This is a genomic window from Nocardia pseudobrasiliensis NBRC 108224, assembly GCF_001613105.1.
Lineage (GTDB): Bacteria > Actinomycetota > Actinomycetes > Mycobacteriales > Mycobacteriaceae > Nocardia > Nocardia pseudobrasiliensis.
The window spans coordinates 126,740-151,497 of sequence record NZ_BDBS01000024.1 but is presented as its reverse complement, the minus strand read 5'-3'; the positions used below and the strand labels follow the sequence as shown (position 1 = coordinate 151,497).

Here is a 24,758-nt window from a genome sequence, read left to right as displayed (position 1 = left end):
ATCGATCGGTGAAAATTCAGGCGGTGAATATTCAGGACGAGGATATCGCCGCGCCCAGCCGCGACTCGGAATCGGGCAATACCGTCGATCCGGACGCACCGATTCGATACCGCGCACCGCGATGATTGTCCGGCAATCGATCACCCGCACCGAACAGCGCGTTGCGCAGCGTGCCCGGCGTATATTCCGCCGGATACGCACCGCGCTCGGTGAGCACCGGAATCACATGCGCCACAATGTCTTCGAAACTACCCGGTGTGATCGCGTAGGCGAGGTTGAACCCGTCGACATCGGTTTCGTCCACCCACTCCTGCAGGGTGTCGGCCACGGTCGCGCCGGATCCGACGAAAACCGGTCCCAGACCGCCGATTCCGCCCCAGCGGGCGATATCGCGCACGGTCCACTCCCGGCCGTCGTCGTCGAATTCCTGGAAGGCCGCGACGGCCGACTGGATGGCATTGCTCCGCACATCGCCGATCGGATCGTCCAGGTCGTAGCGGGACAGATCGATGCCCATCCAGCCCGACATGAACACCAGCGCGCCCTCGGGGCTGGCATAGGACAGGTATTCCTCGTATTTGCGGGTCGCCGCCTCGTCGGTGGCGTCGGTGACGATCGTCGCCAGGGTGTAGATGCGCGCGTCGTAACGGCCGCGACCGGCCGCCTCCAAGGCGTCGCGAATGCGCTGGACGGTTTGTGCCAGAACACGTTTCGACGGCGCGCCCACGAAGATGGCCTCGGCGTTCTCGGCCGCGAACCGGGTGCCGCGCGGTGAGGCGCCCGCCTGATAGATGACGGGACTGCGCTGCGGCGACGGCTCGGACAGATGGATACCGGGCACGGTGTAGTGCTCGCCCCGATGCCCGATGTGATGCACCTTCGCCGGATCCACGTATACGCCCTGGGCGGCGTCGCGAACCACGGCGTCGTCCTCCCACGAACCCTCCCACAGCTTGTAGAGCACTTCGAGGTACTCGTCGGCCTGGTTGTAGCGCTCATCGTGGTCGAGTTGGTCGTCCGCGCCGAAATTCCTTGCCGCCGAGGGCAGGTAGCCGGTGACGACATTCCATCCGATGCGGCCGTTGGTGAGATGGTCGAGGGTCGACAGTCGCCGCGCGAAGGGATAGGGATGTTCGAAGCCGGTGCCGGTGGTGATGCCGAAGCCGAGATGTTTCGTCGCCGCGGCCATCGCGGTCACCAGCAGCAGCGGATCGGCGACCGGGATCTGCGCGCCCTGGCGCAGCGCGGCGATATCGTTGCCGCCGTAGACGTCATAGGTGCCGAGCACATCGGCGATGAAGATGCCGTCGAAGCGTCCGCGCTCGAGCAGCCGCGCGAGTTCGGTCCAATAACCCAACTCCTTGTACCGATGCGACTGATCGTCGGGATGCCGCCACAGACCCGGTGACTGGTGGGCCACGCAGTTCATGTCGAAGGCGTTGAAGTGGATGCGGCGGGTCATCGGGCCACCTCCTGCGACTTGCGCTCGCCCGCGCTCCACGCGAACGGCAGTGCGGTCCCGTTGAGCAGGTGATCACCGATCGCGCGCGCCTTCTGGATCGCCGGATTGTGCACCGACACGGTGCGGGCATTGCGCCAGTGCCGATCCAGGCGCAGCCGCTCGGAGACGATCGAGGCCCCGCCGAGTTCGAACAGCTGCGTGGTCGCGGCGAGCACGGTGTCGATCACCGAAAGCTGAGCCTGCGCGGCGGCGAGTTCGACCGCGTTCAAGTCGTTTTCGTCATCGGCCCCGGCGGCCAGCACCTCGTCGAGCACATCGGCGACCGCGAGGACCGCCGCCCGAGCGGAGAACGCCGCCGCGGACAACCGACCGACCACCTGCTGCACCAGCGGATCCTCGCGGGGCAGATCCGCGGCCGAATGGGTGTAACCGCGGGTGCGCGCCGAAATCCATTCCCGCGCATCGCTTTCGGCACGTTTCGCAATACCCGCGAGCACCGCCAATTGAACCAACTGCAGATAGCCGGTGGAATAGGTCGCCCCGGCCGCGCCGTAACCCGGGCCGAGAATACGGTCATCGGGCACCACGACATCGGTGAATTCGGTTGTGCCGCTGGCGGTCAGGCGCTGGCCGAAGCCGTCCCAGTCGTTGTGCTGACGCACACCCCGCGCATCGGCGTCGACTAGTACGCCGACCCGCTCGCCGTCGTGATCGGCGGCGACCAGGATGTAATCGGCGTACAGCGAACCGGTGCTGTAGTACTTCACGCCGTTGAGCAGCCGACGCGCGCTGTCCCCGGTCAGCCGGGTCTGATAACGATCCACCGCGCCCACGCCCGGTTCGGTGATGGCATTGCCGACCAGCACCCCACCGGCGACCGAGCGCAACCAGCGCTCCCGGACCGGGCCGGGCTCGGCCAGCAACTGATCCTCCACGAAGGAGAAGTGCACCCGCAATGCCTGCGGCAGATTGGATTCGGCCGCGGCGAGGTCGATGAGCAGCCCGAACAGCTGCCGCACGCTCGCGCCGTAACCGCCGTATTCGACCGGCACGCGCAGTGCGCCGAATTTGGCCTCGCGCAGCCAGCCGACCTCCTCGTGGGGCAGGCGGCGATCTATCTCGCGATCGACCGCGCCCGCGGCTATCCGCTCGAACAGGGGCGCGAAGACCGCGTGCAGGTCCGCGTCGGAGGTGGGGTGCGCAGCTGTGGAGGTCATACCCGACGATCGCGCGACCACGCGGTTCGCTCACGGGTTAGGCGCAGCGGGATCCGAACACACGACCGCCGCCGGTCCGGGACGAGGGGATCGGCGGCGGTAGCGTGGTGTGAATTACTTCGGGGCCGGAGCCGGGGTGAAGGGCGCGTTGATGGTCGTGAAGTACTGCGCCGCGGCGAGAATCGCCACCGGCGCGGTCACCAACAGCTGGCCGGCGAGGGTGCCCAGGGCGCCGATCGCCAGGATGCCCGCGATGCAACCACCCACGGCGCCGATCGGAGCGCCCAGCATGGCCGAGATCGGGCCGGTCAGCAGGATACCCGCAGCGCCGCCCAGGATGCAGCCCACGGCCGCGCCGCCGACGCCACCGACCAGGGTGCCGATGGTGGCGCCCGTGGAGATGGTGTCCTTCATGCGGTTCCAGGCGGCCTGCTCACGGTCGTACGGGGTCTTCCACGGCGCGGTGTCCTCGTAGGGCAGCGCGACCGGCTGGTAGACCGCCTTCTCCGCGACGAACTGCGGGGTCAGCGTGGCGGTACGCCCGTCGATCTTCGCGTCGATCGGGAAGACGAAATCGTCGACCCGGAACTTGAGATCCGTTCCGGCGAGCGTGGTTCCGTTGTTTGCCTTGATCTTGAAGACATCGTCCTCGACCACCATCGAGCCGGAATCGGTCGAGATGACGGAGGACTTCTCGTCGGTGACGGACTTGTAGTAGACGGCGTCATCGGCGGCGGGAGCAGCGTTCACGGATCCGGCAGTGACGCCCAACGCGGTGGTCACCAGCGCCGCGACCACCGCGAATTTCCTCATTTTCACTTGGCATTCCTCATCTTCGGGCCGCAGCACAAACGCACGGCGCAGCGTCACCTTGCACAAAGTTCGGAGAATCCGCAACTTTTAGCGACACCACCCCCCGAATGGGGGGTATTACCGTTCGGAAGTTATTGCGCTACCGAGAGTTTCGTTGCATCCTCCGCAACCGAACCGACCCGTCACCAGCGAAACCTGTTATAGGCCCGTGATCGGGCCCGAAAGCGCCCTGCCGCGACCGATGTTCGCATATTCGAACCACTTCCGCAGCGGGGCGCCGACGTCCCTACTTCGCGGGCGGCGTGAACGGGGCGTTGATGGTCGTGAAGTACTGCGCCGCGGCCAAAATCGCCACCGGCGCGGTCACCAGCAGCTGACCGGCCAGGGTGCCCAGCGCGCCGATCGCGATGATGCCACCGAGGCAGCCCACGACCGCGGCCGGGAGGAAGCCACCGAACAGGCCGACGATCGCGGCCGAGGCCACGGTCGCGCCCGCGATGCCGCCCAGAACACAGCCGACAGCGCCGCCGCCGATACCGCCGACCAGGGTACCGATGGTCGCACCGGCGCTGATGGTGCTCGTCAGTCGGCTCCAGGCCGCCTGCTCGCGGTCGTACGGCGTCTTCCACGGCGCGGTGTCCTCGTACGGCAGCGCGACCGGCTTGTACACCGCATGCGCGGTGTCGAACTTCGGGGTCAGGGTCGCGGTGCGATCCTGGACCGCCGCCTCGATCGGGAAGACGAAATCGTCCACCCGGAAGTTCAATTCGGCACCGGCCACGGTGGTACCGTCGGCCGCCTTGATGCGGAATACACCGTTGTCGACATCCAGCGAGCCGGAGTCGGTGGCGATGACACTCGAGGTTTCGGTCGTCGTCGCCTTGTAATTCACCACGCCGTCGGCGGCGGGTGCGGCATAGGAGGCGCCGGAGCCAATTCCCACCGTCGTGGTCGCCAGGGCCGCGACCACGACGTATTTCCTGATATTCACAAGCTATTTCCTTATTGTTGGTGGCGGAGCGCTCCATATATCGACCGAGTGCGACATATCGGACGGTTGCGGCCAGCCTCTGGTACGCGCCGTCGAGCGACGAGGGTTGCATCCAGGCAGATTCGAACTAGTGACCCCGCCGACCGGGACCGGCAGCATCGGTCGACGGGAGGTTTTGCGTTGTCTTCACTCGCCTTGCGGTCGACACCGGTTCGGCTGCCGCGTCTGCCGCGGGCCCGCTGGGCACGGCTGATCAGTCCGGTGCTGCTCATCGTGGCCTGGCAGGTGGCCAGTGCCACCGGAGTCCTGCCCGAACGGTTACTGGCCGCCCCGGGCACCGTGGTGAACACGGCCTTGGATCTCGTTCGCGACGGCACACTGCCGCACGCGATTTCGGTATCTTTGCAGCGCGCGGCCGTCGGTTTCGCGATCGGCGCGGTGATCGGCGTGGGCCTGGCGCTGGTGGCCGGACTGAGCCTGCTGGGCGAACATCTCATCGATCCGCCCGTGCAGATGCTGCGCACGCTGCCGTTCTACGGCCTCATTCCGCTGCTGATCCTGTGGTTCGGCATCGGTGAGCTGCCCAAGATCGTGCTGGTCGCCTTCGGTGTGGCCGTACCGCTGTATCTCAACACCTTCGCCGGAATCCGTGGCGTCGACGGCAAGTTGGCCGAACTGGCTCGTGTACAACAGCTTTCACGATTCGGTGTGATCGCCCATATCGTCCTGCCCGGCGCGCTACCGCAGGCGCTGGTCGGACTGCGGCAGTCCCTGGGCGTGGCCTGGCTCGCCCTCATCGTGGCCGAACAGGTGAATGCCGACGCGGGCCTCGGCTTCATGATCAACGACGCCCGCGAATTCCTGCGCACCGATGTCATCGTCGTCGGCCTGCTGGTCTACAGCCTGCTGGGTCTGATCACCGATGCCCTGGTGCGGCTGATCGAAAGGAGGGCGCTGGTATGGCGACGCGGCTTCTTGGGGAGCTGACCACCGATTCCGCTCCGGCGCGCGGCGAGCAGGAGGCGTCCGCGCGACATGTGGCGCGAATCCACGGACTCACCAAGGCTTTCGGCGATCGGACCGTCCTCGATCGCATCGATCTCGATATCGCCCGCGGCGAGTTCGTGGCCCTGCTCGGGCGCAGCGGCACCGGCAAATCCACACTGCTGCGCGTACTGGCGGGCCTGGACACCGCACACGAGGGTGAGTTGAGCGTCGACGGCGATATCGCGGTGGCCTTCCAGGAGCCGCGGCTGGTGCCGTGGAAGCGCGTGCACGCCAACGTAACCCTGGGCCTGCGTCACCCCGATCCGAAGGCGGCCGCCCGCGCGGCGCTGACCGAGGTCGGACTCGCCGAACGCGCCGACGCCTGGCCGCTGACGCTGTCCGGCGGTGAGGCGCAACGAGCTTCACTGGCACGGGCCCTGGTCCGCGATCCGGACCTGCTGCTGCTCGACGAGCCGTTCAGCGCACTGGACGCCCTGACCCGCATCACGATTCACGGCCTGGTACTCGAACTGTGGGCCAAACACCGCCCGGGTGTGCTGCTGGTGACCCACGATGTCGACGAGGCGCTGCTGCTCGCCGATCGCGCGCTGGTGCTGGCCGAGGGCCGCATCGCCCGCGACATCCGTATCGACCTACCGCGGCCGCGACGGCGTGAGCACGCCGAATTCGCCGCGCTGCGACAGCAATTGCTCACCGAACTCGGTGTGAGCACGCACGAAACCGAAGGAACCGAATGATCTCCCGACGCCTGCTCGCCGCTCTCGCCCTCACCGCGGTGGTGGCGACCGGGTGCGGCACCTCCGAAACCAAGGATGCGGCGGTGCGCTCGGACGGCACGGTCGATCTTTCCCAGGTGACCCTGCGTCTCGGCGATCAGAAGGGCACTGGACTGCAAGCGCTGCTGGACGCGGCGGGCGAGCTGAAATCGGCGCCCTACAAGATCGAATGGTCGCAATACACCTCCGGGCCGCCGATGCTCGAGGCGATCAACTCCGGCGCGGTCGATTTCGGTGGCGTCGGCAACGCGCCGCCGGTGTTCGCCGCGGCCGCCAAGTCGTCGATCAAGATCGTATCCGGGTACGGGGCGGGCACCGCCGGGCAGGGCATCGTCGTACCCAAGGACTCGCCCCTGCGCGGCCCGGCGGACCTGCGCGGCAAGAAGATCGCGGTCGCCAAGGGCAGCTCGGCGCACTATCACCTGCTGTCGGTGCTCGACAAGAACGGTCTGTCCTTCGCCGACATCGAGCCGCAATACCTGCAGCCCGCCGATGCCCTCGCCGCGCTGACCACCGGGCGGGTGGATGCCTGGGCCATCTGGGATCCCTACACCGCACAGGCCGAACAGCAGGTCGGTGCGCGAATCCTGGTGGACGGCAAAGGCTATGTGAACCCCGACGCCTTCTATGTGGCGGGAAACAAAGCGCTGGAGAGCAAGTCGCGCACCGCCGCGCTGCGTGATCTGCTCGCGCGTATCCATCGTGCCCACGCCTGGGTCAACGAGCACCCCGACCAGTGGGCACAGACCTACGCCCAGTCCAGCGGGTTGCCACTGGAGGTGACCACCGTCGTCGTGAAACGGGTTGTATACCAGGATCATTCGCTCGACCGGGCCGCCATCGACGCCGAACAGCAGGTGGCCGACGCCTTCTCCGACGCCAAGCTCGTCCCCGGCAAGGTCAAGATCGCCGACTTCGTCGATACCCGCTTCAACGACCTCTATCCCGCATCCTGAAGGGAGCAGCTCGCATGAGCCTGTCTTTCCACTGGTTCCTTCCCACCTACGGTGACTCCCGCAATCTGGTCGCGGGCGGGCACGGCACCTCGATGTCCGGCGACCGACCGGCCTCGCTGCGCTATCTCAACCAGATCGCCGGTGCGGCAGAGGAGAACGGCTTCGAGGCCGTGCTCACCCCGACCGGCGCGTGGTGCGAGGACGCCTGGCTGACCACCGCCATGCTGGTGGAAACCACCGAGGCGCTGAAATTCCTGGTCGCGTTCCGGCCCGGAGTGGTCAGCCCGACACTGGCCGCGCAGATGGCCGGAACCTTCCAGCGGCATTCGCGCGGACGGCTGCTGCTCAATGTGGTCACCGGCGGCGAACCGCACGAGCAGCGCGCCTACGGCGACTTCCTGGACAAAGAGGCGCGCTACGAGCGCACCGGTGAATTCCTGCATGTGGTGCGCGAGCTGTGGCGGGCGCACGCACCCTTCACATTCGAGGGCAAGCATATTCACGTCCAGGACGCGCTGCTCAACAACCGGCCCGACCCGCTGCCGCCGATCTTCTTCGGCGGTTCCTCCGCGGCCGCGGGCCCGATCGCGGCACAGTACGCAGATACCTACCTCACCTGGGGCGAACCGCTGTTCGCGGTGAGCAAGAAGCTGGAGTGGATCCGCAAGCTGGCCGTGGACCACGGCCGCATCCTGGACTACGGCCTGCGCATCCACGTCATCTCCCGCGATACCTCCGAACAGGCATGGGCCGAGGCCGACCGGCTGCTCGAGGCCGTCGATCCCGCGGATATCGAACGCGTACAGGAGAATCTGGCGCGCAGCGAATCCGAGGGCCAGCGCCGTATGCTCGAACTGCACGGCGGCAGTACCGAGCGGCTGGAGATCGCGCCGAATCTGTGGGCGGGCGTCGGCCTGGTTCGCGGCGGCGCGGGCACCGCACTCGTCGGCTCGCACGAGGAGGTCGCGGAGCGGCTGATCGAATACTCGCGGCTGGGGATCAAGCACTTCATCCTGTCGGGCTATCCGCATGTGGAGGAGGCGTACTGGTTCGGCGAGGGCGTACTGCCGATCCTGCGGCGACGGGGCTTGTGGAAGCATCCGTCGCAGCGAGAGATCCGGCCGGTGGCAACGCCCTTCGCCTCCGCGGCGGCCAGCAGCAGCTAGTCGAGGACTCGATGGGTCTTAAGCCCCGGCTAAACACCCTGATCACATGATCATTCGTTGGATACGCTGCTGCCCGTTCTCATGAGTGATCGTTCGGGTGATGAAGGGTGAGTTCCATGCGTCGATTCGGCCGGCGATCGCTCATCGCGGCTCTGCTCTCATTGACCGCGGCACTGGCCTTCGGCTGGTTCGGGGCGCCGGTCGCACTCGCCGACGATTTCGATCCGGGCGATACCCCGCTGAGCCGGTACGCCCCCTTCGGTCCGCACGAGACCGTCAGCACCGCCGCGGTCTACCCGTGCGCCGGGCTGTACGCGGCGTACAACGCGATCGGACATCTGGTCGGCAATCACTCCGAAATGACCTGCACACGTGAGTTTCCGGGTGGTTTGGATTCGCCGGTCGGCGTGGATTTCTACTACCCCCGCGACATCGACACGATGAGTCGGGTTCCCACGATCATCTGGGTGCCCGGCTTCAGCTCCGAACCGGGCAACTACGACTCCAGTGCCCGCTTCTGGGCCAGCCACGGATTCGTGGTGGCCATGCCGCACGATCTGGTCAATTCGACCTTCGAACTACCGCTCGCGGCCGCCGCGGCCCTGTCGCACGCCAACCGCGACCCGGCGAATCCGATGCACGGCCGACTCGACCTGAGCCGCACCGTGATCGGCGGTCATTCCGGCGGCGGTGGCGCGGCCGTCAACGGCGCGAGCATCCCGCCGAACGTCTACCAGCTGGTCGATCCGGATTTCCGCGTGATCGGCGCGATGCCCACCGAACCCGGCCCCGTGGCCGCCGCCTTCCTGGTGAACGTCCCCGCCCTCTACCTGGCCGGCTCCTTCGACCTACTGGTCCCGCACTTCCTACCGCGCATCGTCGAATACGAAGTCAACATCAACTCCCCCGCCTACTTCATCTGTCTCAAAAACGTCACCCACTTCACCCCCTTCGACGACGTGGCCCACAACGCCACCTCCGGCATCACCCTCGCCTGGCTCCGTTACCTGGTCGACGGCGACCCCACGGCCGCAAGCTATTTCACCGGCCCGAACTGGAAACTCCGCGCCGACCCCGCCGTCGACTACGCCCTGCGCAACGCCCGCGCGGAGCACTGGGGCGTATAAGCTACTTCTTCGCCTCGGCCTTCATCTTCTTCTTGAATTCGCGGACCTGCGAGAGGGATTCGGCGTCGCGGACGTCGGCGACCGAGCGGTGCGAGCCCTGCTCACCGTAGGCGCCGGCGGCCTCGCGCCAGCCCTTCGGTTCGACGCCGAGTTGTTTACCCAACAGCGACAGGAAGATACGGGCCTTCTGGTCACCGAAGCCCGGGAGTGCCTTCAGGCGCTTCAGAACCTCTTTGCCGTCGGGATCGCCCTCGGTCCACAGGTTTTCGACCTTGCCGTCATAGTTCTCCACGACATAGCGAGCCAACTCCTGTACGCGCCGCGCCATCGAACGGCCGTAGCGATGGATCGCGGGCGGTGTGGCGCCCAGTTCCTCGAATTCCTCCGGATCGGCCTCGGCGATCCGGCGGATATCGAAGCCGTTCATCCGGTCCGCGAGCTTCTGCGGGCCCCGGAACGCGTGCTCCATGGGGAACTGCTGGTCCAGCAGCATTCCGGTCAGCAAGGCGAAGCGATCCTCGGAGAGCAGCCGATCCGCTTCCGGCTCCTGCGCCAGGCACAGCTGATGTGCCGGATCTTGCCGCTGTCGTGTCATCGGGGCCTCCTGACCTGAGTCCTGTTGCCGGGTCCGGACATGGTCCGATCATGTCAGATTCGCGAGGGTGACAGATATCACATAGCTACGCGCCCGTAGGGTACCCGCACGCGTAGGGTGTGCGCATGCCCGAACCTATGGCAACACTTTCCGGCCTGCGTCCGGACCGTTTCGATCGGGACGGCCGGGATCAGCTCATCGACGTTCGTGACCTACAGGCGGCGCTACCCGGCCTTCGTCGACTGCGGCATTGGGCCCACGAGGCCCTGGCGGTGCGGCCCGGCGAGAGTGCCGTGGATATCGGATCCGGGAGCGGGTCGGAGGTCATGACCCTCGCGGACGCGGTCGGTTCGACCGGGACCGCGATCGGCGTGGAGCCGGATCCGAGTCTGCTCACTACCGCGCAGCGGCGGGCCGCCGCGGCCGGATCGGGCGCGCGATTCGTCCCCGGCGACGCCTACAACCTGCCGCTGGGCACCGGCGATTTCGACGTCGCCCTGTGCGAGCGGGTGTTCCAGCATCTGACCTCGCCCAACCGGGCGACCGCGGAGATCGCGCGGGTGCTGAAGCCCGGCGGGCGCGTGGTCGTGATGGACAGCGATTGGGGTACCGCGATCGTGCATCCCGGCGACCGGACCGTGGTGCATTCGGTGATCGAGACGCTGATCGCCAACACCACCAACCCGTTCGCGGGACGCCGCCTGCCGGGACTGTTGACCGAGGCCGGATTGGTCATCGATGAGGTCGGTTCGCATGCGCTGGTGCAGGATCGCAGCGTGGGCGCGGGGGCGCTGGTGGGGCGCGTCTCGGCGATGGCCGTGGCGCGCGGATCCATTACCGAGCAGCAGCGGCAGACTTTGCTCGACGAGTTGGACGGTGGCGCGCAGACCGGGGATATCCACCTGTCGGTGACCATGTTCGCGGTATTGGCGCACAAGGCGAGCTGAGGTTCTGGGCGGCCCCCAATGTTTACTCGTCGCGGGGAGCCCCAAACTTTGCTCGTCGCAGGGAGCCTCAACGTTTCCTCGTCGCAGGGAGCCTCAACGTTTCCTCGTCGTCCCGGCACGCTTTTCGCCGGGACGACGAGGACCCGCCCTACTTCTCCAAATACTTCTCGGTAGCCGCCAGCAGCACACACGTCGCCAGCCCGTTCATCGCCGATTCCAGATCGGACAGCGACGGAAAGCTGGGTGCGATGCGAATGTTCTTGTCCTCGGGGTCTTTTCCGTACGGGAAGGCCGAACCCGCTGGCGTCAGGGCGATTCCGGCCTCCTTGGCCAGCGCGACGACGCGGGCGGCGGTTCCCTCGAGCACATCCAGGCTGATGAAGTAGCCGCCCTTGGGCTCGGTCCAGGACGCCACCTTGGACGCGCCCAGGCGCTCCTCGAGAATGCGCAGGACCAGCTTGAACTTCGGTTCCAGGATCGCGCGGTGCTTCTGCATATGGGCGCGCACACCGTCGGCATCGCGGAAGAATCGCACGTGCCGCAGCTGATTGATCTTGTCCGGCCCGATGCTCCGCTTCGAGGCGTGCTTCAGATACCAGTCCAGATTGGCCTTGGACGCGCCGATGAAGCTCACCCCGCTGCCCGCGAAGGTGATCTTCGAGGTGGACGCGAAGACGAAGGGGCGGTTGGGATTTCCGGCCGCGGCGGCCAGACCAAGGATGTCCAGAACCGGATCGGCGGTATCGGTCAGCGGGTGCACGGCGTAGGCGTTGTCCCAGATCAACCGGAAGTCCGACGCCGCGGTGGGCATCGAAACCAGTTCCCGCGCAATCTCTTCGGAGAAGGTCACGCCGGTCGGGTTGGAGTAGTTGGGCACCGCCCACAGACCCTTGATCGCCGGATCGGACGCGGCCAGTTCGGCGATCCGATGCACATCCGGGCCGTCGTGGCCGATGGCGATCGGGATCATCTCCACACCGAGCGACTGGGTGATCGAGAAGTGCCGATCGTAACCGGGTGCGGGACACAGGAACTTGATGGGCTCATCCACCCAGCGCCGCTCGGAGTCGGCGGTGCCGTGCAGCATCGCGTACGCGATGACGTCGTGCATGAGCTCGAGGCTGGCGTTGTTGCCCGCGAGCAGATTGTCGACCGGAATGCCGAGCAGTTCGCCGAAGATCGCGCGCAACTCCGGAAGTCCGTGCAGGCCACCGTAATTGCGCAGGTCGGTGCCGGCGGCGTCGCGGTACTCCCCCGGCCCGGGCAGGGTCAGCAATTCATTGGACAGATCGAGTTGCTCCGGCGAGGGCTTACCTCGGGTCAGATCCAGCGTGAGCTTCTCGGTCTTCAGAGTCGCGTAGTTCGCGGTCTGCGTCTCGTGTTCGGACACGAGTTCCGCATGGCTCATCAAACCGATCTGCGTTTGCCGGGGCATCCTGAGCAGCCTTTCAAGCAGCGAGGTACAGGGCTTGCGGACCGCGGCTTCCGGCGGCGATCCAGCCGCCCACGTTACCCGCCGAAGTTCCCGAAATGCAGGCGAGTTTCGGATCCGCGGAACGCGGAGATGAAAGGGGACCCCGCGCACCCGGCAGAGCCCGTTGACCCTTGCTGCCTTCCGGCCCTGGGGGAGTTCACAGGATGCGCGCCGCGCGGGATCCGTGGGCCAGTGTAGCGGGTCGCGCGCACCGGCCGCGGTGGGCCCCCACAAGTTGCCCCGCGACGTGCGCGATTCGAATCGTTACGATCTGTCCGACATTTCGAGGGGGCTTCCGCGCCACAACGGAGGATGTGAGAGTGACAGGTACCAACCCCGGCCATCCGCAGGACGGACAGGGCAACGAAACCGTGCAGTGGTGGTCGACCCCGCCCGCGAGCACCAGCCCGGGCACGCCGATCACCGGCACGGAGCCGACCGTCCTGGGCGGCGGCCAGCACGGGCCGGTCACCGGCGCGGATCCGACCGTGCTGGGTGCGGGCTTCGACGCCTATCGCGGTGTGGCCCAGCCGCCGCCCTACCCGCAGCCCGGCTATCCGGCCCAGCCCTACACCGGCGCGCCCTACGGCCAGCAGCCCGGTTATCCCCAGCAGTTCCCGCCGCCACCGCCGCCGCGCAAGGGCGGCAGCGCCGGATGGATCATCGGCGGCGTGATCGGCCTGATCGTGATCATCGGCGCGGTCGCCGGTGTGGTCGCGCTGACCCACAAGAGCGGCGGCGGGGGCAGCGTCGTGGGCCCCGACAAGAAGAAGATCGACGGCAACTACTCCATGGCGACCGTCACCAACGCGTGCGCACTGGTCGACCCGACCGTCCTACGCAAGTGGGCCCCCAATCAGAAGGGCCAGCCCACCCACACCGAGCGCGCACCCGACAGTTCCTACGGCGGCGGCTCACTGGACTGCCGCGCCACCTACGACGGCGCGGGCAAATACGGCAGCCAGGGCTCGGATCTGAAGCTCGAGGTCAGCTTCCAATCCCAGTACGGCACACCGGAATTCAACAGCTGGAAGGATTACGACACCAAAACCACCGGCAGCGGCCGCGCCTCGGGCAGCATCGCGGGCATCGGCGAACAGGCCTACTACGCGACCTACGAGCAGACCTACGGCAGCTTCGTCTCCCTGGACTACACCTGCGCGACCCTGGACTCCAACATGTCCGCCAAGGTCAAGTTCTCCATCGAGACCGCCACCCCCACGAGCAAGGACGACGTGGGCGCCATCTGCAAGGACCAGCTCAAAAAAGTCCTCGCCGGCCTGCACAAATAGCCCCTGAACAGCCCGGTTTAGACTCCCCCGCCTCCACCCGGTATATTGCTCGACGGAGGATTCGCCTAGTGGCCTATGGCGCTCGCCTGGAACGCGGGTTGGGTTAACGCCCTCAGGGGTTCAAATCCCCTATCCTCCGCTGTGGCAAACGCCCCTGATCAGACCTTTCTTGGCTGGTCAGGGGCGTTTTTCGTAGCTGTACACCCGTGCGTCGCAGCGGCGTTGTGGAGTTCCGAGGAAGGGGCGGGTGAATGCGAGAAGCTCAGTGGTCGCCGACTTCGGAGGCCGTCGATCCTTCGCCTGGGCATATGACCGCGGATGAGTTTCGGAAATACGGTCGCGCAGTGGTCGATTGGGTTGCCGACTACTGGGATCGAGTGGAGTCTCTGCCGGTCCTGTCTCAGGTACGGCCGGGGCAGGTGCGCGAACAGTTGCCGGATCGGGCGCCCGAGCTCGGGGAAGATTTCCATGCCGTACTGGAGGACATGGATCGGATCGTGGTGCCCGGTCTGACGCACTGGCAGCATCCAGGATTTTTCGCCTACTACCCGAGCAATGCCTCGGGGCCCGCGGTGCTGGCCGAATTGCTCACGGCCGGATTGAATGTCCAGGGGATGATGTGGCAGACCGGTCCGGCGTGTACGGAACTGGAGCAGCACGTCCTCGATTGGCTGGGTGGCCTGCTGGGGTTGTCCGACCGGTTTCTTTCCACCGGCGATGGGGGTGGCGTCATCCAGGACACCGCCTCGAGCGCGATTCTGGTGGCCCTGCTCGCCGCGCTGCACAGGGCTTCGAGCGGGCAAGTGACACGCGAGGGTGTGGCGAGCGGCCGGTTCACCGTCTACACATCCGTAGAGGGACATTCGGCCTGCGAGAAAGCGGCCCGCATTGCCGGACTCGGCGCCGCGGCGCTGCGACCGATCGACACCCGCGCGGACCTCTCGATGGACCCCGACGCACTTCGCGCGGCGATGAAGCGCGATGTCGCCGCGGGATGTATTCCCGCAATGGTGATGGCGACCATAGGTACGACCTCGACCGGCGCCATCGATCCCGTGCACCGAATAGGGCCCGTCTGTGAGGAATTCGACGCCTGGCTGCATGTCGACGCGGCACACGCCGGGGTGGCCGCCATATGTCCCGAACTGCGCTGGGTTCATGACGGCGTCAACGACTTCGCGGATTCCTATGCCACCAATCCGCACAAATGGCTGCTCACCACATTCGATTGTGACGCCTGCTACGTCGCTGATCGTGACGCACTGGTCGGCGCCCTGTCCGTGCTGCCCGAGTATCTGCGCAACCGGGCCAGCGAGTCACGGGCGGTGGTGGATTATCGGGACTGGGGGGTGCCACTGGGGCGCCGGTTCCGCGCCCTCAAGCTCTGGTCGGTCATCCGCTGGTACGGCGCGACTGGTCTGCGCGCCCACATCCGACATCACGTCGCGCTCGCACAACAGTTCGCCGAATGGGTCTCCGGTGACTGCCGATTCGAGTTGATGGCACCACATCCGTTGTCGCTGGTATGTTTCCGGTTGCGGGGTCCAGACGAGGTGAATCGGCAACTCCTCGAAGCGATCAATGCGACCGGACGAATTTACCTTTCCCACACCAAAGTTCGGGACGCGTTCACGTTACGAATGGCCATAGGCGCGATTTCCACCCGAGACCGGCACGTGGCAGACGCGTGGAGACTGATCTGTCGCGAAGCCACGCGGCTTCGGACGGAATAGGCCGGACCCCCGCTCACGGTTCGAGCAGACGACAGCGAGAACGAGCAAGGCGAACCAGCGCCGTCGTCGCGGGCAGGGCACTGTGCTGAGCCATCCGCAGACTCGGGTTGTGATCGCCGTCGAACCGAGCGCAGATGCCTTGGTGGGCAAGGTAGACGGAGTGCAGCGTGGCGCTCAGCGCCTCGCCGTGTGCGACGAATTCCGCGGGCATGGCGTGCAACAGCGGTCCCACCGCTCGAAGCAGTGCGACAAGGCAGGCGTGGTCCGCGGACGCCAGACCGGTGAACTCCGTCGGCATAGCGGGACGGACTGTCCGGCGATAGTCGTGGGGAGGGAAGTCCGCGGTAAACCGCAGGCACGCTTCGGAACTGGCCAGCATGGTGGTGCCGTAGTCCAGCGCGGTGACCGCGTCATGCCACGCGGCGCGTTCCGCGGCGTCCAGAAAGCCGCGTAGCCCGATGATGACGCACTGGGTGAGTACGAAGAACGCACGGTGCCCCAGCCGCCAGCGTCGGTCGGGATCGGGAGCGGAGCGAGAATGCGGTAGCGGAGAGTATCGGCAAGGGGCGTATCCCTCGGCGGGGAACAGAAGGCTCAGCGTGCTGTGTATGCCGGACGTCAGGGCACGCCATTGCGTCGACGAGAGATTCGATCGAGTAGATCGTAGATTGTCGAGGATGCCGTGGGAGCCGATGAGGATGCCGTGGGCCAGGGCGTTGCGATCCCGAGTTCTGCGGACTCCGAAATAGGCGTCATAACGGGCTTGCGCGTTTTCCCGCTGTGCGGCAGGAGCTTTGTCGCGCACCATCATCAGCGGCGGAAGGCGCCCGAGATCGGGTAACGGCGCATACTCGTCGTCCAACGCTCGGCGAAGCCGCATCGCCATATCGGAGACGAGCGGATTCGGGGAAATTGCCAGCCGTCGTCCCTTCATGCCCGGAAGTCTCCGAGGAGACAGGAGAGGGAGGATGGGCAGGGTCACAACAACTCCGGGTCGCGAGGCGAATACAGCTCAAGAGGTGATCGTGAAGGTCCCTACGAGGGTCGCGGAGGTCACGCCGGGGCACGGTTGTTCCGATGTCACCGTGTTGGAGTCGGTGGCGGACTTGCCCTTGTAGTTTCCGGTGTCTATACGCGTCGGGAAGACGCCGGGGCGGGACTTCTTGTGCTTGTTGTGCTTGGCGTGCCCTCCGCTGCTCACCTTGCTGTCTTCACCGAAGGACCATGTGATTGTTCCCGTGCTGGTGTTGTCGGTCGTCTCCTGGCCACAACTGGCGGTCTCGGTGCCATCGTCGGTCTCGCTTTTCGGGATGGGAAGGCCCTTGTCCACGGCCGTACCGGTGCAGTTGGTGAACGTGATCTCATCGGTCCAATGGATCTTCGCGGGAGAGTCGCCAATTCCCGGCGCATCCCACCGAACCTTGCCGGTTTCATCGCACGTGAGTAGTGGGGCCGCGGCGTCGGCTGGCCCCGCAAGAGGTATTCCGGTAAGCGCGGCGAATACCGAAACAGTCAGGGCGAGAGTGAAGCGCGAGTTCACCATATCCGAGAGAATATCAACGGCGCGTCGCGGTAATCGTTGTTCGAAGCCTGTGTCGTATCAACAGATAATTCAGTCTCCGCGAAATGCCCGAATCCGGCTGAATTCCTGGTCGGGGAAACGTCTCGGATAGCATGACGGGCCATGACGATCAGCGGGGTGGCCGGGCACAGAATGACCGAGTCCGGCCTTACCTCACAAAGACTCGCGAGGATCGACGGCATAGATCTGGACGCGGGCCTTGCCATGCTGGAAGCAGTGGTCGACGAGATTCACTGGTTGGATCGCTCACCCTTCCTGGCCGCATCGGCTCGCCCATCTCTCGGCGATGGCCGCGGACCCGAACTACATGCCTTTTCCCCGCTTTCGAATGCCGACCGCGGTCGTACCGGAACCTCGACCGCGCGTGCGGTGTGCGTGGCGTTCGCCCCCGAACACGGCCCGACGGCCGGAGAGTGGGCCGCGGGCCGGGGTTTGCCGTTGCTGAGGCCCGACCCGGCCGTATCGGCACTCGCGGCGGACAAGCTCGACGCACTGGACGTGTTCGCGCAAGCCGACGTCGAAACACCGGAATGCGTGCGGGTGCCACACAACGGCCGTGCCGCCGCGAGACAGTACTGGCCCGGTGCCTGCGAGGCAGTCGTGGTCCAACGCCGCGAGAACAATCTGATCGGCAGAGGCACTCGTTTCGCACGCGATCATGATGAATTGCAGAACTGCCTCGACGACTGGGCCGGAAGGCAATTGCGAGTGAGCCGATATGTGGACGGCCCCTCGGTCACCGTCACGGCGTGCGTCGCCGCGAACGCCACGATCGTCTCGGCGGTGTCGCATCAACTCGTCGGCATGCCGGGTCTGACCACCGCCTGGGGCGCCCACTGCGGCAATCAGCTCATCGCACCCACCGACCTTCCTGCGGGCGCCTACGAGGCCATCCGGACGGTCGCGTCGCGAGTGGGAGATCAGCTGCGCCGCCGCGGATACCGCGGAATCTTCGGCCTGGACCTGGTATTGCAACGCGACCGGCCGCTGGCTATCGAGATCAATCCCCGATTCCAGACGGTCGTGTCGTTGGTGCAGGCCGCCGAGCAGCGCGCGGGCCTGTTGCCGAGTCTCGGCCTGCATGTGCTCGCCTGCCTGCTGCCGGAGCTGCCGGTCCGGACCGTCACCCCGCCGGTACCCACCCTCGGCCAACTGGTCGTGCACGCCGACCGGAACCGGCGGCTGGGCACCCTGCCCGACTCCGGCGCCTACCGGCTGGAACACGGCACCCCGATATCCGGCGAGAACCATTGCCTGGTAAATCTTCCAGTGGATCACGCGCTGCTGTGGGCGCACGCACAACCCGGAGCGCAGGTGAACGAGGGAGACGAGCTCGTCCTGATCCAATTCGCGGAGACCGTCGCCACCATGCGGACCCACCCGGAACTCACCGCGAGCGCGTCGGACTGGGTGGCGGCCGTGTCCGCCTGCGTCGATGGGCCGTCGTGCTGACACTGCCGCGGCTGACACTGCCGCCGGACCAGATGCGTGCGGCGGGTGACCGTGCGATCGAGCTGATCATCGAGCGCATGAACGAAGGGGAGTTCGGACCGGTGCTCGTCCGCCGGTCCCGCGATGACCTCGAAAACAATTGGGACGAGCCGCTGCCCGACCACGGCCGAGACCTGGTGGATCTGTTGGAGCGGCTGGCGGTCGACGCACTGCCGTCCGGGATGCACTCCGACCATCCGCGATGCTTCGCATTCGTGCCGACCTCCGGCAACTATCCGGCGGTGCTCGCGGACGCGCTGGCGACAGCGTTTCTGTCGGTGCCGGGAGCATGGCTGGTCGGCTCCGGACCTACCCAATTGGAGCTGGTCACGCTCCGGTGGCTGCGGGAACTCCTCGACCTCGATGCGCATTTCGGCGGACTGTTCGTCTCCGGCGGCTCGATAGCCAACCTCACGGCACTGACCGCGGCGCGCGACAGTCGGCTCGGCGGCGACCTCACCGCAGCACGCGCCTACTGCTCGACGCAGGCACACCCCTCGATCGCACGGGCACTCCACATCATCGGCCTGAGACGTGATCAACTCGTCGTCCTGCCACCCGACGATCGGCTCCGGCTGAACCCGGCACGAGTGGCTGAGCGAATCCGTTCCGACCGTAGCGATGGCTGGCGTCCATTCCTCGTCGTCGCGACCATCGGCACCACCAGCACGGGCGCGGTGGACCCGATCGAGGAACTCGCCGACGTCTGCGAGCGAGAACAGGTGTGGCTCCACGCCGACGGTGCGTTCGGTGCCGCGGCCGCAGCCACCGACCGCGGCCGCCGCATGATGGCGGGCTTGAATCGCGTCGACTCGCTGACCCTGGATCCACACAAATGGCTTTTCCAGCCCTACGAACTGGGTTGCGTCCTGCTTCGCCGGCCCGAGCAGCTGAAAGAAACCTTCGCAATGGCCCGCCACTTCCTCGACAGCGGCTACCTCACTGCCGCCGAATCCGATGGCCGAGAACCGAATCTGTCCGACTACGGCCCGCAGCAGACTCGTGGCCTGCGCGCACTGAAACTCTGGTTGTCACTGAAAACCTTCGGCGCGAACGCTTTCCGCGACGCCATCGACCAAGGAATGACATTGGCCGAACACGCGGCCGTATTCATCGACAACCACCCCGAACTCGAACCGACCAGCGAGCCGGGACTGGGCATCGTCACCTTCCGCTACCGCCCGCCGACCATGGCGGCGAGCACGGACCTCGACTCCTTCCACACCGAGCTGGCCCGCACCGTGCTGGAGGCCGGATTCGCCATGATCACCACCACCCGGGTCCGCGGGCGAATCGTCCTGCGAATGTGCACGATCAACCCGCGAACCAGCGCCCAGCACGTCGACGACACCCTCGGTCACATCGTCAACTGCGGTCGATTCCTCGCCGCTCGCGCCGACCGTTCGGCAGACGCGGACCGAGACGTCAGCTAGGCGGTCCCAGCAACCAGTTGCCCGGTGCGTTCTCGTCGTCGCTGAGGTAGAACTCGACTATGGCGGTGCGGAATTCGTCGTAGCTGAGCGAACCGTCGCCGTTGCGGTCGAGGCGGCGGAAGGCGTCGGTGGAATGGGCTGGGTCGATGCCGAGGCCCTCGTACATGCGCACGTACTCGTCGAAGCTGAGGGAGCCGTCGCCGTTGGTGTCGACGATGCGCATGAAGGCGTCGGCGATCGTCAGTACCGCGTCCTCGAAATTCTCCGGGGCGGTGACGCTCGACTCCATGACCTCGATGAATTCCTGACGGTCGAGCCTACCGTCGCCGTCGCTGTCGCTGTCGGCCACGAGCAGGTCCCACCACCTGTCGAACGCGCCGCGCAGCGCCTTCTCGTTTTCGGGAGCGTGGCCCCCGGGTAGGTTGGTGAACAGGGTGGCCATCTGCTGGAAATCATCCGCGTCGAGGTAGCCGTCGCGGCCCTGATCGAACCAATCGAAGAGGGTGTTGAACTTCTGATTCTTCACGCGATCTGCCATGGGTCTGTCCTTCTCGCCGACCGAGATTCGGTTCGTGGATTCGCAGCAGCAATGTGGCAGAGCCCGAACGGACACGCCACGCCTTTTGGGACCGAATGGTCGTAACCTCTTGTCCCACTGAAGAACAGCTCCATTATCGCTCGGAAACAACTGTTTTGTCGCCACTTCGGAGGACGTGGTCGGCATCGACGATCCGATTTGCTTTGGGTCGGACCCCTACCGCCGTGCAGCAAACGAACCGGAAACCCCAGTCGTTCAACAACTTCCGTGCTGAAATGTGAATCGAACGTGTGGAGTCGATGATCTCGCGAAGGGCCGACCGATGGTTTCTGCACCTGCCCTACTGGTCGCCTGGTTTCTCGCCGCGGCCGCGTCACCGGCCGATCCGACCGGTGCGGTCTGGCCGCACGACGACATCTATGTATCCGCCGGGGCGGCCCACGCCTACGTCGACGTGCAATGCCCCAGCGGACAAAGACATTGGACACTGACGGTCCGACTCGCGGCGTACCGACCGGGCCACCCCGCCGCCACCGGCTCGGCCACCACCTCGGACGTCATCTGCGACGGCGTTACGAAATGGCATCAGCATCCGATCGACGTTCGCCCCGACACTGCGCCGTTCTTCGCCACCCACGACGAGCGGAACGTGGGCACGGCCGAACTCCGGGACCCCGATGGCACGCTCGTCGCCACTCGCACTCGACGCATGCATTTCTATTCCTGGGATTAGCGCGGCGGCATTGTTCACACCAGGGTGCGTTCGAATGTGATCGGCTGGGCCCGGGTCAGATGCTGATCGAAGATCACGATTCGGTTCTGTCCCTTTCGCAGCCAGGGCGCGGGGCAGTACAGGCGCTGTTGCGGGCCGATCTGCCAATATCTGCCCAGATTACGACCGTTGACGTAGACGAAACCCTTGGTCCACCGGGACATGTCGAGGTAGGTGTCGGCGGGCTTGTCGAGCGCGACCGTCGCCTCGAAGAACACACCCGGCCTGGCCGGATCGGACAGTTTCGGTCGCAGCGCGGCCACATAGGCCTCGTCCATCGGCAGCAGATACATCTGCCAGCCGGTGAGTTCCCCGCTCAGGCGACCGGCATCGCGCAGCGCGACCGTGCGCAGAATGCCCTTCCGATCGACCAGCGCATGTCCGAAGTTCGTGCGGCCCATACCCTCGACCAGGATGTCGAGTACGGGCGCGTCGCCCACCGCGGCCGGATCCTGCAGTCCGAGCGGCGCATTGTCATTGGTCACGTGCAGCGCCCGGGCCACCGCATCGGGAATCCGCGTTCGGGAGAATCCGCCGGAGTACTTACCGTTCAGGAAGACCGTGGCGTAGTCGTGCACCCACTGGATATCCAACTTCCCACCGGAATAGTCGTGCAGTGTGAGGCGATACAAGGCGAAACCGAAGTTCTGACCGTACATTTCGAACGGCTGCGGACGAACCGTCCGCTCCGCGGGCAAGGCTGCGGGCAGGTTGTCCCAGACCGAGGCGAATGGTTTCGGGACGCAGGTCGTCTTGTCGAGTGTCGGTACGGGCGCGGGGATTTCGGGCAGCGGCGCGGGGAGGTAGCCCGCGATCAGGGATCGATAGCTGTGGTAGCGCGCGGTGGCGACGCCCTGTTCGGTGATCGGTGCCGAATAGTCGTAGCTGGTGATGTCGGGCTGATAGTGACCGGACAGGTCATCGGCGTTGGCGCCGGCGAAGAAGCCGAAACTGGTGCCGCCGTGGATCACGTAGATATTGAACGACAGCCCCTTGTCCATGAACGCCTTCAGATCCGCGGAGATATCCGAGCCGCCGCCCTGGAATCCGGGATCGCCCCAATGCGTGAGCCAGCCGGGATACACCTCCCCCGCCATGGCGGGCACATCCGGAAACGCCCTGCGCGCCTGCGCGATCGAGGCCGCGTCTCCCCCGCTCAACGCGATCGCGCCGCCGGACACATTGGAATGATTGGCCCGCACCTGATCCAGACCGTCCTCGGTATAGAACGGGCCGGTGATACCGCCGTCGAGCCACATCTGCCTGATCCGCGCCGGATAGCTGGAATCGTTGCCGAAGGAGCCGTACTCGTTCTCGATCTGGATCATCAGGATCGGACCGCCGTTGCCGATCAACAGCGGTCGCACACGCGGGACGAGCTGATCGATGTAGCGGCGTACCGCGGACAGATAGCGGGCGTCGCCGCTCACGCGCAGCGCGATATCGGAATCGCTCAGCAGATAGGACGGAATTCCGCCCAGATCCCATTCGCCGCATACATAGGGTCCGGGCCGCAGCAGCACCCACATGCCCTCGGCCTGGCACAGCCGCACGAACGCCTCGAAATCGCGTCGGTCGGTCCGGAAGTCGAAGACACCGGGCCGCTCCTCGACATAATTCCACATGACATACAGCGCGATGGTGTTCATCCCCATGGCCTTGGCCATGCGGATCCGATGCCGCCAGTACTCCACCGGAATTCGGGCCGGATGCATCTCACCGGCGCGGATCTGGAACGGCTTGCCGTCCAGCAGGAACGCGCTGCCATCGGAGGCGAATCCGAACGTATGCTCCGACGCGGCTCGCGCGGGCCCGCTGAGGGCCAGGGCGGCGAGCGGACTCAGGGCGCTGACGACGAGAAGACGGCGTCGATCCATATCTCCCCCAGGCTGGGTAGATCGAATTCGATTGTCTCCCAAGGGTATTCGAGAAGCGGTCCGCGGCCCTACCGAACGGAACCGACCCCCTGCCGCTCGCCGCGCGCCCCCAGGCACCTCGAACAGTCACAGCCGCAACGCGTTCCGTCGCAACTGGGATGCCTCACGCCACATACCGCGCAGGCGTTCGGCGAGCCGAACTGTCGGTACAGCCCGTACTCAGTGGCGATGAACAACAGGACGACAGCGAGACCCATACCGTCCGATCAGACCTCGCGCTCGGATTCGTCGATCGGCGGCAGATTCTCCACCTCGCGCGCCCGGTCCACAATGGCGGCGATACCCGCGAGCGTTCGCGGCGCCAGGCCCGACGCGCGCAGCGCGAGATTTCGGATCCCCGAATCCTTCATGGCCTGCAGCATGCTCAGCTGCGATTCGATCGCCTCGTCGGGGCCCTCGTCGACGAGATAGGACGCGGGGACGCCGAAGAATTGGGCGATGGCCCGCAGATGCGCCACCGTCGGATTGGATTTCATCCCCGAACGCAGTTGCCACAGATACGCCGAACTGATCGAGGTGCCGGTGTCCCGCGTAATCGCCTCGGCGGCAGCCGCGTTCGACAGCGGGGGCTCGGAAGGTTTGCGCATCACGTCGAACAATCGGTTGATCTTGTTCGCGAGTTCGGTTGGGACCTGCGCGTTCTCGGCCGATGTTCTGCCGTCGTCCACGATCCTCCGTCCCCAAATGGCCTACGGTTCTTGATAGTACACACGATTGCGATTGACATGTACCCACGTAGATGCGAAAGTATTCGCCATATACAGAGGTACGTGTTCGGCGTATCGACATGTACTGGCGTCGAGGGGAGGTCAGTACACCCGCACTGGCAACACCTAGGGGTCGACGAGATGGCGAGGACCGGCGCTATCGGATACCTGCGGCGCGATGTAGCCGGCTCGCGTCAGCACTGGGAGGAAATCCAAATCCGCAGTCTGGCAAAACGATTGGGCTACGATCTACGCAAGACCATCGCCTTCGGCGCGCATACCGACAACCCGGCCCACCGATTACGCGCCATCGTGAACTCCCTGGGCGTCGCCGCGGTGATCGTACCGAGTCTCGCGCATTTCGACGGCGGCGAGATTCCCGCCCCGCTGCGCGGCGCCACGGTGATCACGGTGGCCGACAACAGCCCCGCCGAAAGTTAGCCGCCCGCAGGAAGAAATATGCTCGCCCAGCCGATTCCAGCCACCGGACGCGGATCCGGTCACCGCTACAGCCTGCGCGATGTCGTGGCCGCCTACGGATGCGACGCCGTGCGCACCAGGATCACCGCATTGCAGGCCGCCGGTTGCCACCGGCTCGCACAGGTCATCGAGCGCGAGCTCGATCAACTCGAATCCCCATCGAGCAGCAGAAACATCTGCGGCACAAGCGATCCCGTCCGGTAGTAACTCCACCGCCACGGCGGCGTTGGTCTATGCTGCACGCAAGTGGTGCTCGACCAG

24 protein-coding genes, 1 tRNA gene and 1 other RNA gene are annotated in these 24,758 nt (G+C 65.8%); 14 read left to right on the top strand and 12 right to left on the bottom strand.

Features of this window, described 5'->3' with window-relative positions:
* Positions 1-31: 31 nt before the first annotated feature.
* The 4 genes from NP4_RS20710 to NP4_RS20695 form a co-directional block, all read right to left on the bottom strand.
* Entirely contained in the window at positions 32-1,462 is a 1,431-nt protein-coding gene (locus NP4_RS20710; RefSeq protein WP_068000160.1) for an LLM class flavin-dependent oxidoreductase, read from the bottom strand.
* On the bottom strand, positions 1,459-2,679 hold the full coding sequence (locus tag NP4_RS20705; protein ID WP_068000242.1) for an acyl-CoA dehydrogenase family protein: 1,221 nt from the start codon (positions 2,677-2,679) through the stop codon (positions 1,459-1,461). The genes NP4_RS20710 and NP4_RS20705 overlap by 4 nt, the downstream gene beginning before the upstream one ends.
* Before the next feature lie 114 nt (positions 2,680-2,793).
* Entirely contained in the window at positions 2,794-3,492 is a 699-nt protein-coding gene (locus NP4_RS20700; protein ID WP_373863854.1) for a DUF8020 domain-containing protein, read from the bottom strand.
* Positions 3,493-3,778: 286 nt separating this feature from the next.
* On the bottom strand, positions 3,779-4,483 hold the full coding sequence (locus NP4_RS20695; RefSeq protein ID WP_068000156.1) for a DUF8020 domain-containing protein: 705 nt from the start codon (positions 4,481-4,483) through the stop codon (positions 3,779-3,781).
* A gap of 180 nt (positions 4,484-4,663) precedes the next feature.
* Between NP4_RS20695 and NP4_RS20690 the strand changes: the two genes are divergently transcribed.
* From NP4_RS20690 to NP4_RS20670, 5 genes are all read left to right on the top strand, one after another.
* Positions 4,664-5,470: an ABC transporter permease gene (locus tag NP4_RS20690; RefSeq protein WP_068000155.1), complete on the top strand. Its 807-nt coding sequence runs from the start codon at positions 4,664-4,666 to the stop codon at positions 5,468-5,470.
* Positions 5,443-6,228: an ABC transporter ATP-binding protein gene (locus tag NP4_RS20685; protein WP_082876052.1), complete on the top strand. Its 786-nt coding sequence runs from the start codon at positions 5,443-5,445 to the stop codon at positions 6,226-6,228. Before NP4_RS20690 ends, NP4_RS20685 begins: the two co-directional genes overlap by 28 nt.
* Positions 6,225-7,223, top strand: a complete 999-nt coding sequence (locus tag NP4_RS20680; protein ID WP_068000154.1) for an ABC transporter substrate-binding protein — start codon at positions 6,225-6,227, stop codon at positions 7,221-7,223. Before NP4_RS20685 ends, NP4_RS20680 begins: the two co-directional genes overlap by 4 nt.
* A gap of 14 nt (positions 7,224-7,237) precedes the next feature.
* Positions 7,238-8,389, top strand: a complete 1,152-nt coding sequence (locus NP4_RS20675) for an LLM class flavin-dependent oxidoreductase (protein WP_068000153.1) — start codon at positions 7,238-7,240, stop codon at positions 8,387-8,389.
* A gap of 116 nt (positions 8,390-8,505) precedes the next feature.
* Positions 8,506-9,516: a poly(ethylene terephthalate) hydrolase family protein gene (locus tag NP4_RS20670; RefSeq protein WP_068000152.1), complete on the top strand. Its 1,011-nt coding sequence runs from the start codon at positions 8,506-8,508 to the stop codon at positions 9,514-9,516.
* 1 nt (position 9,517) lies between these two features.
* Here the strand turns inward: NP4_RS20670 and NP4_RS20665 are convergent, their stop codons facing one another.
* Complete coding sequence (locus NP4_RS20665; RefSeq protein WP_068000150.1) at positions 9,518-10,111, bottom strand: HhH-GPD-type base excision DNA repair protein; 594 nt, start codon at positions 10,109-10,111, stop codon at positions 9,518-9,520.
* 125 nt (positions 10,112-10,236) lie between these two features.
* On the opposite strand from NP4_RS20665, the gene NP4_RS20660 reads away from it, so the two are divergent.
* Entirely contained in the window at positions 10,237-11,058 is an 822-nt protein-coding gene (locus NP4_RS20660) for a methyltransferase domain-containing protein (RefSeq protein ID WP_068000148.1), read from the top strand.
* Between the two features lie 148 nt (positions 11,059-11,206).
* Here NP4_RS20660 and NP4_RS20655 read toward each other — a convergent pair whose 3' ends face one another.
* Together NP4_RS20655 and ffs are read right to left on the bottom strand one after the other, a co-directional pair.
* Positions 11,207-12,493: an aspartate aminotransferase type Ic gene (locus tag NP4_RS20655; protein ID WP_068000145.1), complete on the bottom strand. Its 1,287-nt coding sequence runs from the start codon at positions 12,491-12,493 to the stop codon at positions 11,207-11,209.
* A gap of 131 nt (positions 12,494-12,624) precedes the next feature.
* Positions 12,625-12,719, bottom strand: an RNA gene (gene ffs / locus NP4_RS20650) — signal recognition particle sRNA small type.
* 133 nt (positions 12,720-12,852) lie between these two features.
* Between ffs and NP4_RS20645 the strand changes: the two genes are divergently transcribed.
* The 3 genes from NP4_RS20645 (at position 12,853) to NP4_RS20635 (ending at position 15,557) form a co-directional block, all read left to right on the top strand.
* Positions 12,853-13,824 (top strand): hypothetical protein, encoded by a 972-nt coding sequence (locus NP4_RS20645; protein WP_068000143.1) that lies wholly within the window; start codon positions 12,853-12,855, stop codon positions 13,822-13,824.
* A 54-nt stretch (positions 13,825-13,878) separates the two neighbouring features.
* Positions 13,879-13,963, top strand: a tRNA-Ser gene (locus NP4_RS20640).
* Positions 13,964-14,075: 112 nt separating this feature from the next.
* Positions 14,076-15,557 (top strand): aminotransferase class V-fold PLP-dependent enzyme, encoded by a 1,482-nt coding sequence (locus NP4_RS20635; protein ID WP_307597445.1) that lies wholly within the window; start codon positions 14,076-14,078, stop codon positions 15,555-15,557.
* Between the two features lie 13 nt (positions 15,558-15,570).
* Here NP4_RS20635 and NP4_RS20630 read toward each other — a convergent pair whose 3' ends face one another.
* On the bottom strand, positions 15,571-16,539 hold the full coding sequence (locus NP4_RS20630; protein WP_147287959.1) for a 3-methyl-L-tyrosine peroxygenase-related protein: 969 nt from the start codon (positions 16,537-16,539) through the stop codon (positions 15,571-15,573).
* A gap of 30 nt (positions 16,540-16,569) precedes the next feature.
* Positions 16,570-17,100 (bottom strand): hypothetical protein, encoded by a 531-nt coding sequence (locus NP4_RS20625; protein WP_068000137.1) that lies wholly within the window; start codon positions 17,098-17,100, stop codon positions 16,570-16,572.
* A 141-nt stretch (positions 17,101-17,241) separates the two neighbouring features.
* On the opposite strand from NP4_RS20625, the gene NP4_RS20620 reads away from it, so the two are divergent.
* Both NP4_RS20620 and NP4_RS20615 read left to right on the top strand, forming a co-directional pair.
* The gene (locus tag NP4_RS20620) at positions 17,242-18,591 is read left to right on the top strand and encodes an ATP-grasp domain-containing protein (protein WP_082876051.1); all 1,350 of its coding nucleotides are present in this window, start codon (positions 17,242-17,244) and stop codon (positions 18,589-18,591) included.
* The gene (locus NP4_RS20615) at positions 18,585-20,063 is read left to right on the top strand and encodes a pyridoxal phosphate-dependent decarboxylase family protein (RefSeq protein WP_068000130.1); all 1,479 of its coding nucleotides are present in this window, start codon (positions 18,585-18,587) and stop codon (positions 20,061-20,063) included. Before NP4_RS20620 ends, NP4_RS20615 begins: the two co-directional genes overlap by 7 nt.
* Here NP4_RS20615 and NP4_RS20610 read toward each other — a convergent pair.
* Entirely contained in the window at positions 20,056-20,601 is a 546-nt protein-coding gene (locus NP4_RS20610; protein WP_068000128.1) for an EF-hand domain-containing protein, read from the bottom strand. The two genes, NP4_RS20615 and NP4_RS20610, sit on opposite strands and share 8 nt — an antisense overlap.
* Before the next feature lie 322 nt (positions 20,602-20,923).
* On the opposite strand from NP4_RS20610, the gene NP4_RS20605 reads away from it, so the two are divergent.
* The gene (locus tag NP4_RS20605) at positions 20,924-21,334 is read left to right on the top strand and encodes a hypothetical protein (protein WP_068000127.1); all 411 of its coding nucleotides are present in this window, start codon (positions 20,924-20,926) and stop codon (positions 21,332-21,334) included.
* A 14-nt stretch (positions 21,335-21,348) separates the two neighbouring features.
* Here NP4_RS20605 and NP4_RS20600 read toward each other — a convergent pair whose 3' ends face one another.
* Both NP4_RS20600 and NP4_RS20595 read right to left on the bottom strand, forming a co-directional pair.
* A complete protein-coding gene (locus NP4_RS20600) occupies positions 21,349-23,250 on the bottom strand; it encodes a beta-galactosidase (protein WP_082876050.1) in 1,902 nt (633 codons plus the stop codon).
* Positions 23,251-23,516: 266 nt separating this feature from the next.
* On the bottom strand, positions 23,517-23,978 hold the full coding sequence (locus NP4_RS20595) for a helix-turn-helix domain-containing protein (protein ID WP_373863852.1): 462 nt from the start codon (positions 23,976-23,978) through the stop codon (positions 23,517-23,519).
* Positions 23,979-24,158: 180 nt separating this feature from the next.
* On the opposite strand from NP4_RS20595, the gene NP4_RS20590 reads away from it, so the two are divergent.
* Positions 24,159-24,458, top strand: coding sequence for a PIN domain-containing protein (locus NP4_RS20590; protein WP_062506361.1), 300 nt, complete (start codon positions 24,159-24,161; stop codon positions 24,456-24,458).
* An 18-nt stretch (positions 24,459-24,476) separates the two neighbouring features.
* Entirely contained in the window at positions 24,477-24,701 is a 225-nt protein-coding gene (locus NP4_RS20585; RefSeq protein WP_068000124.1) for a hypothetical protein, read from the top strand.
* The last annotated feature ends 57 nt before the right edge of the window (positions 24,702-24,758 follow it).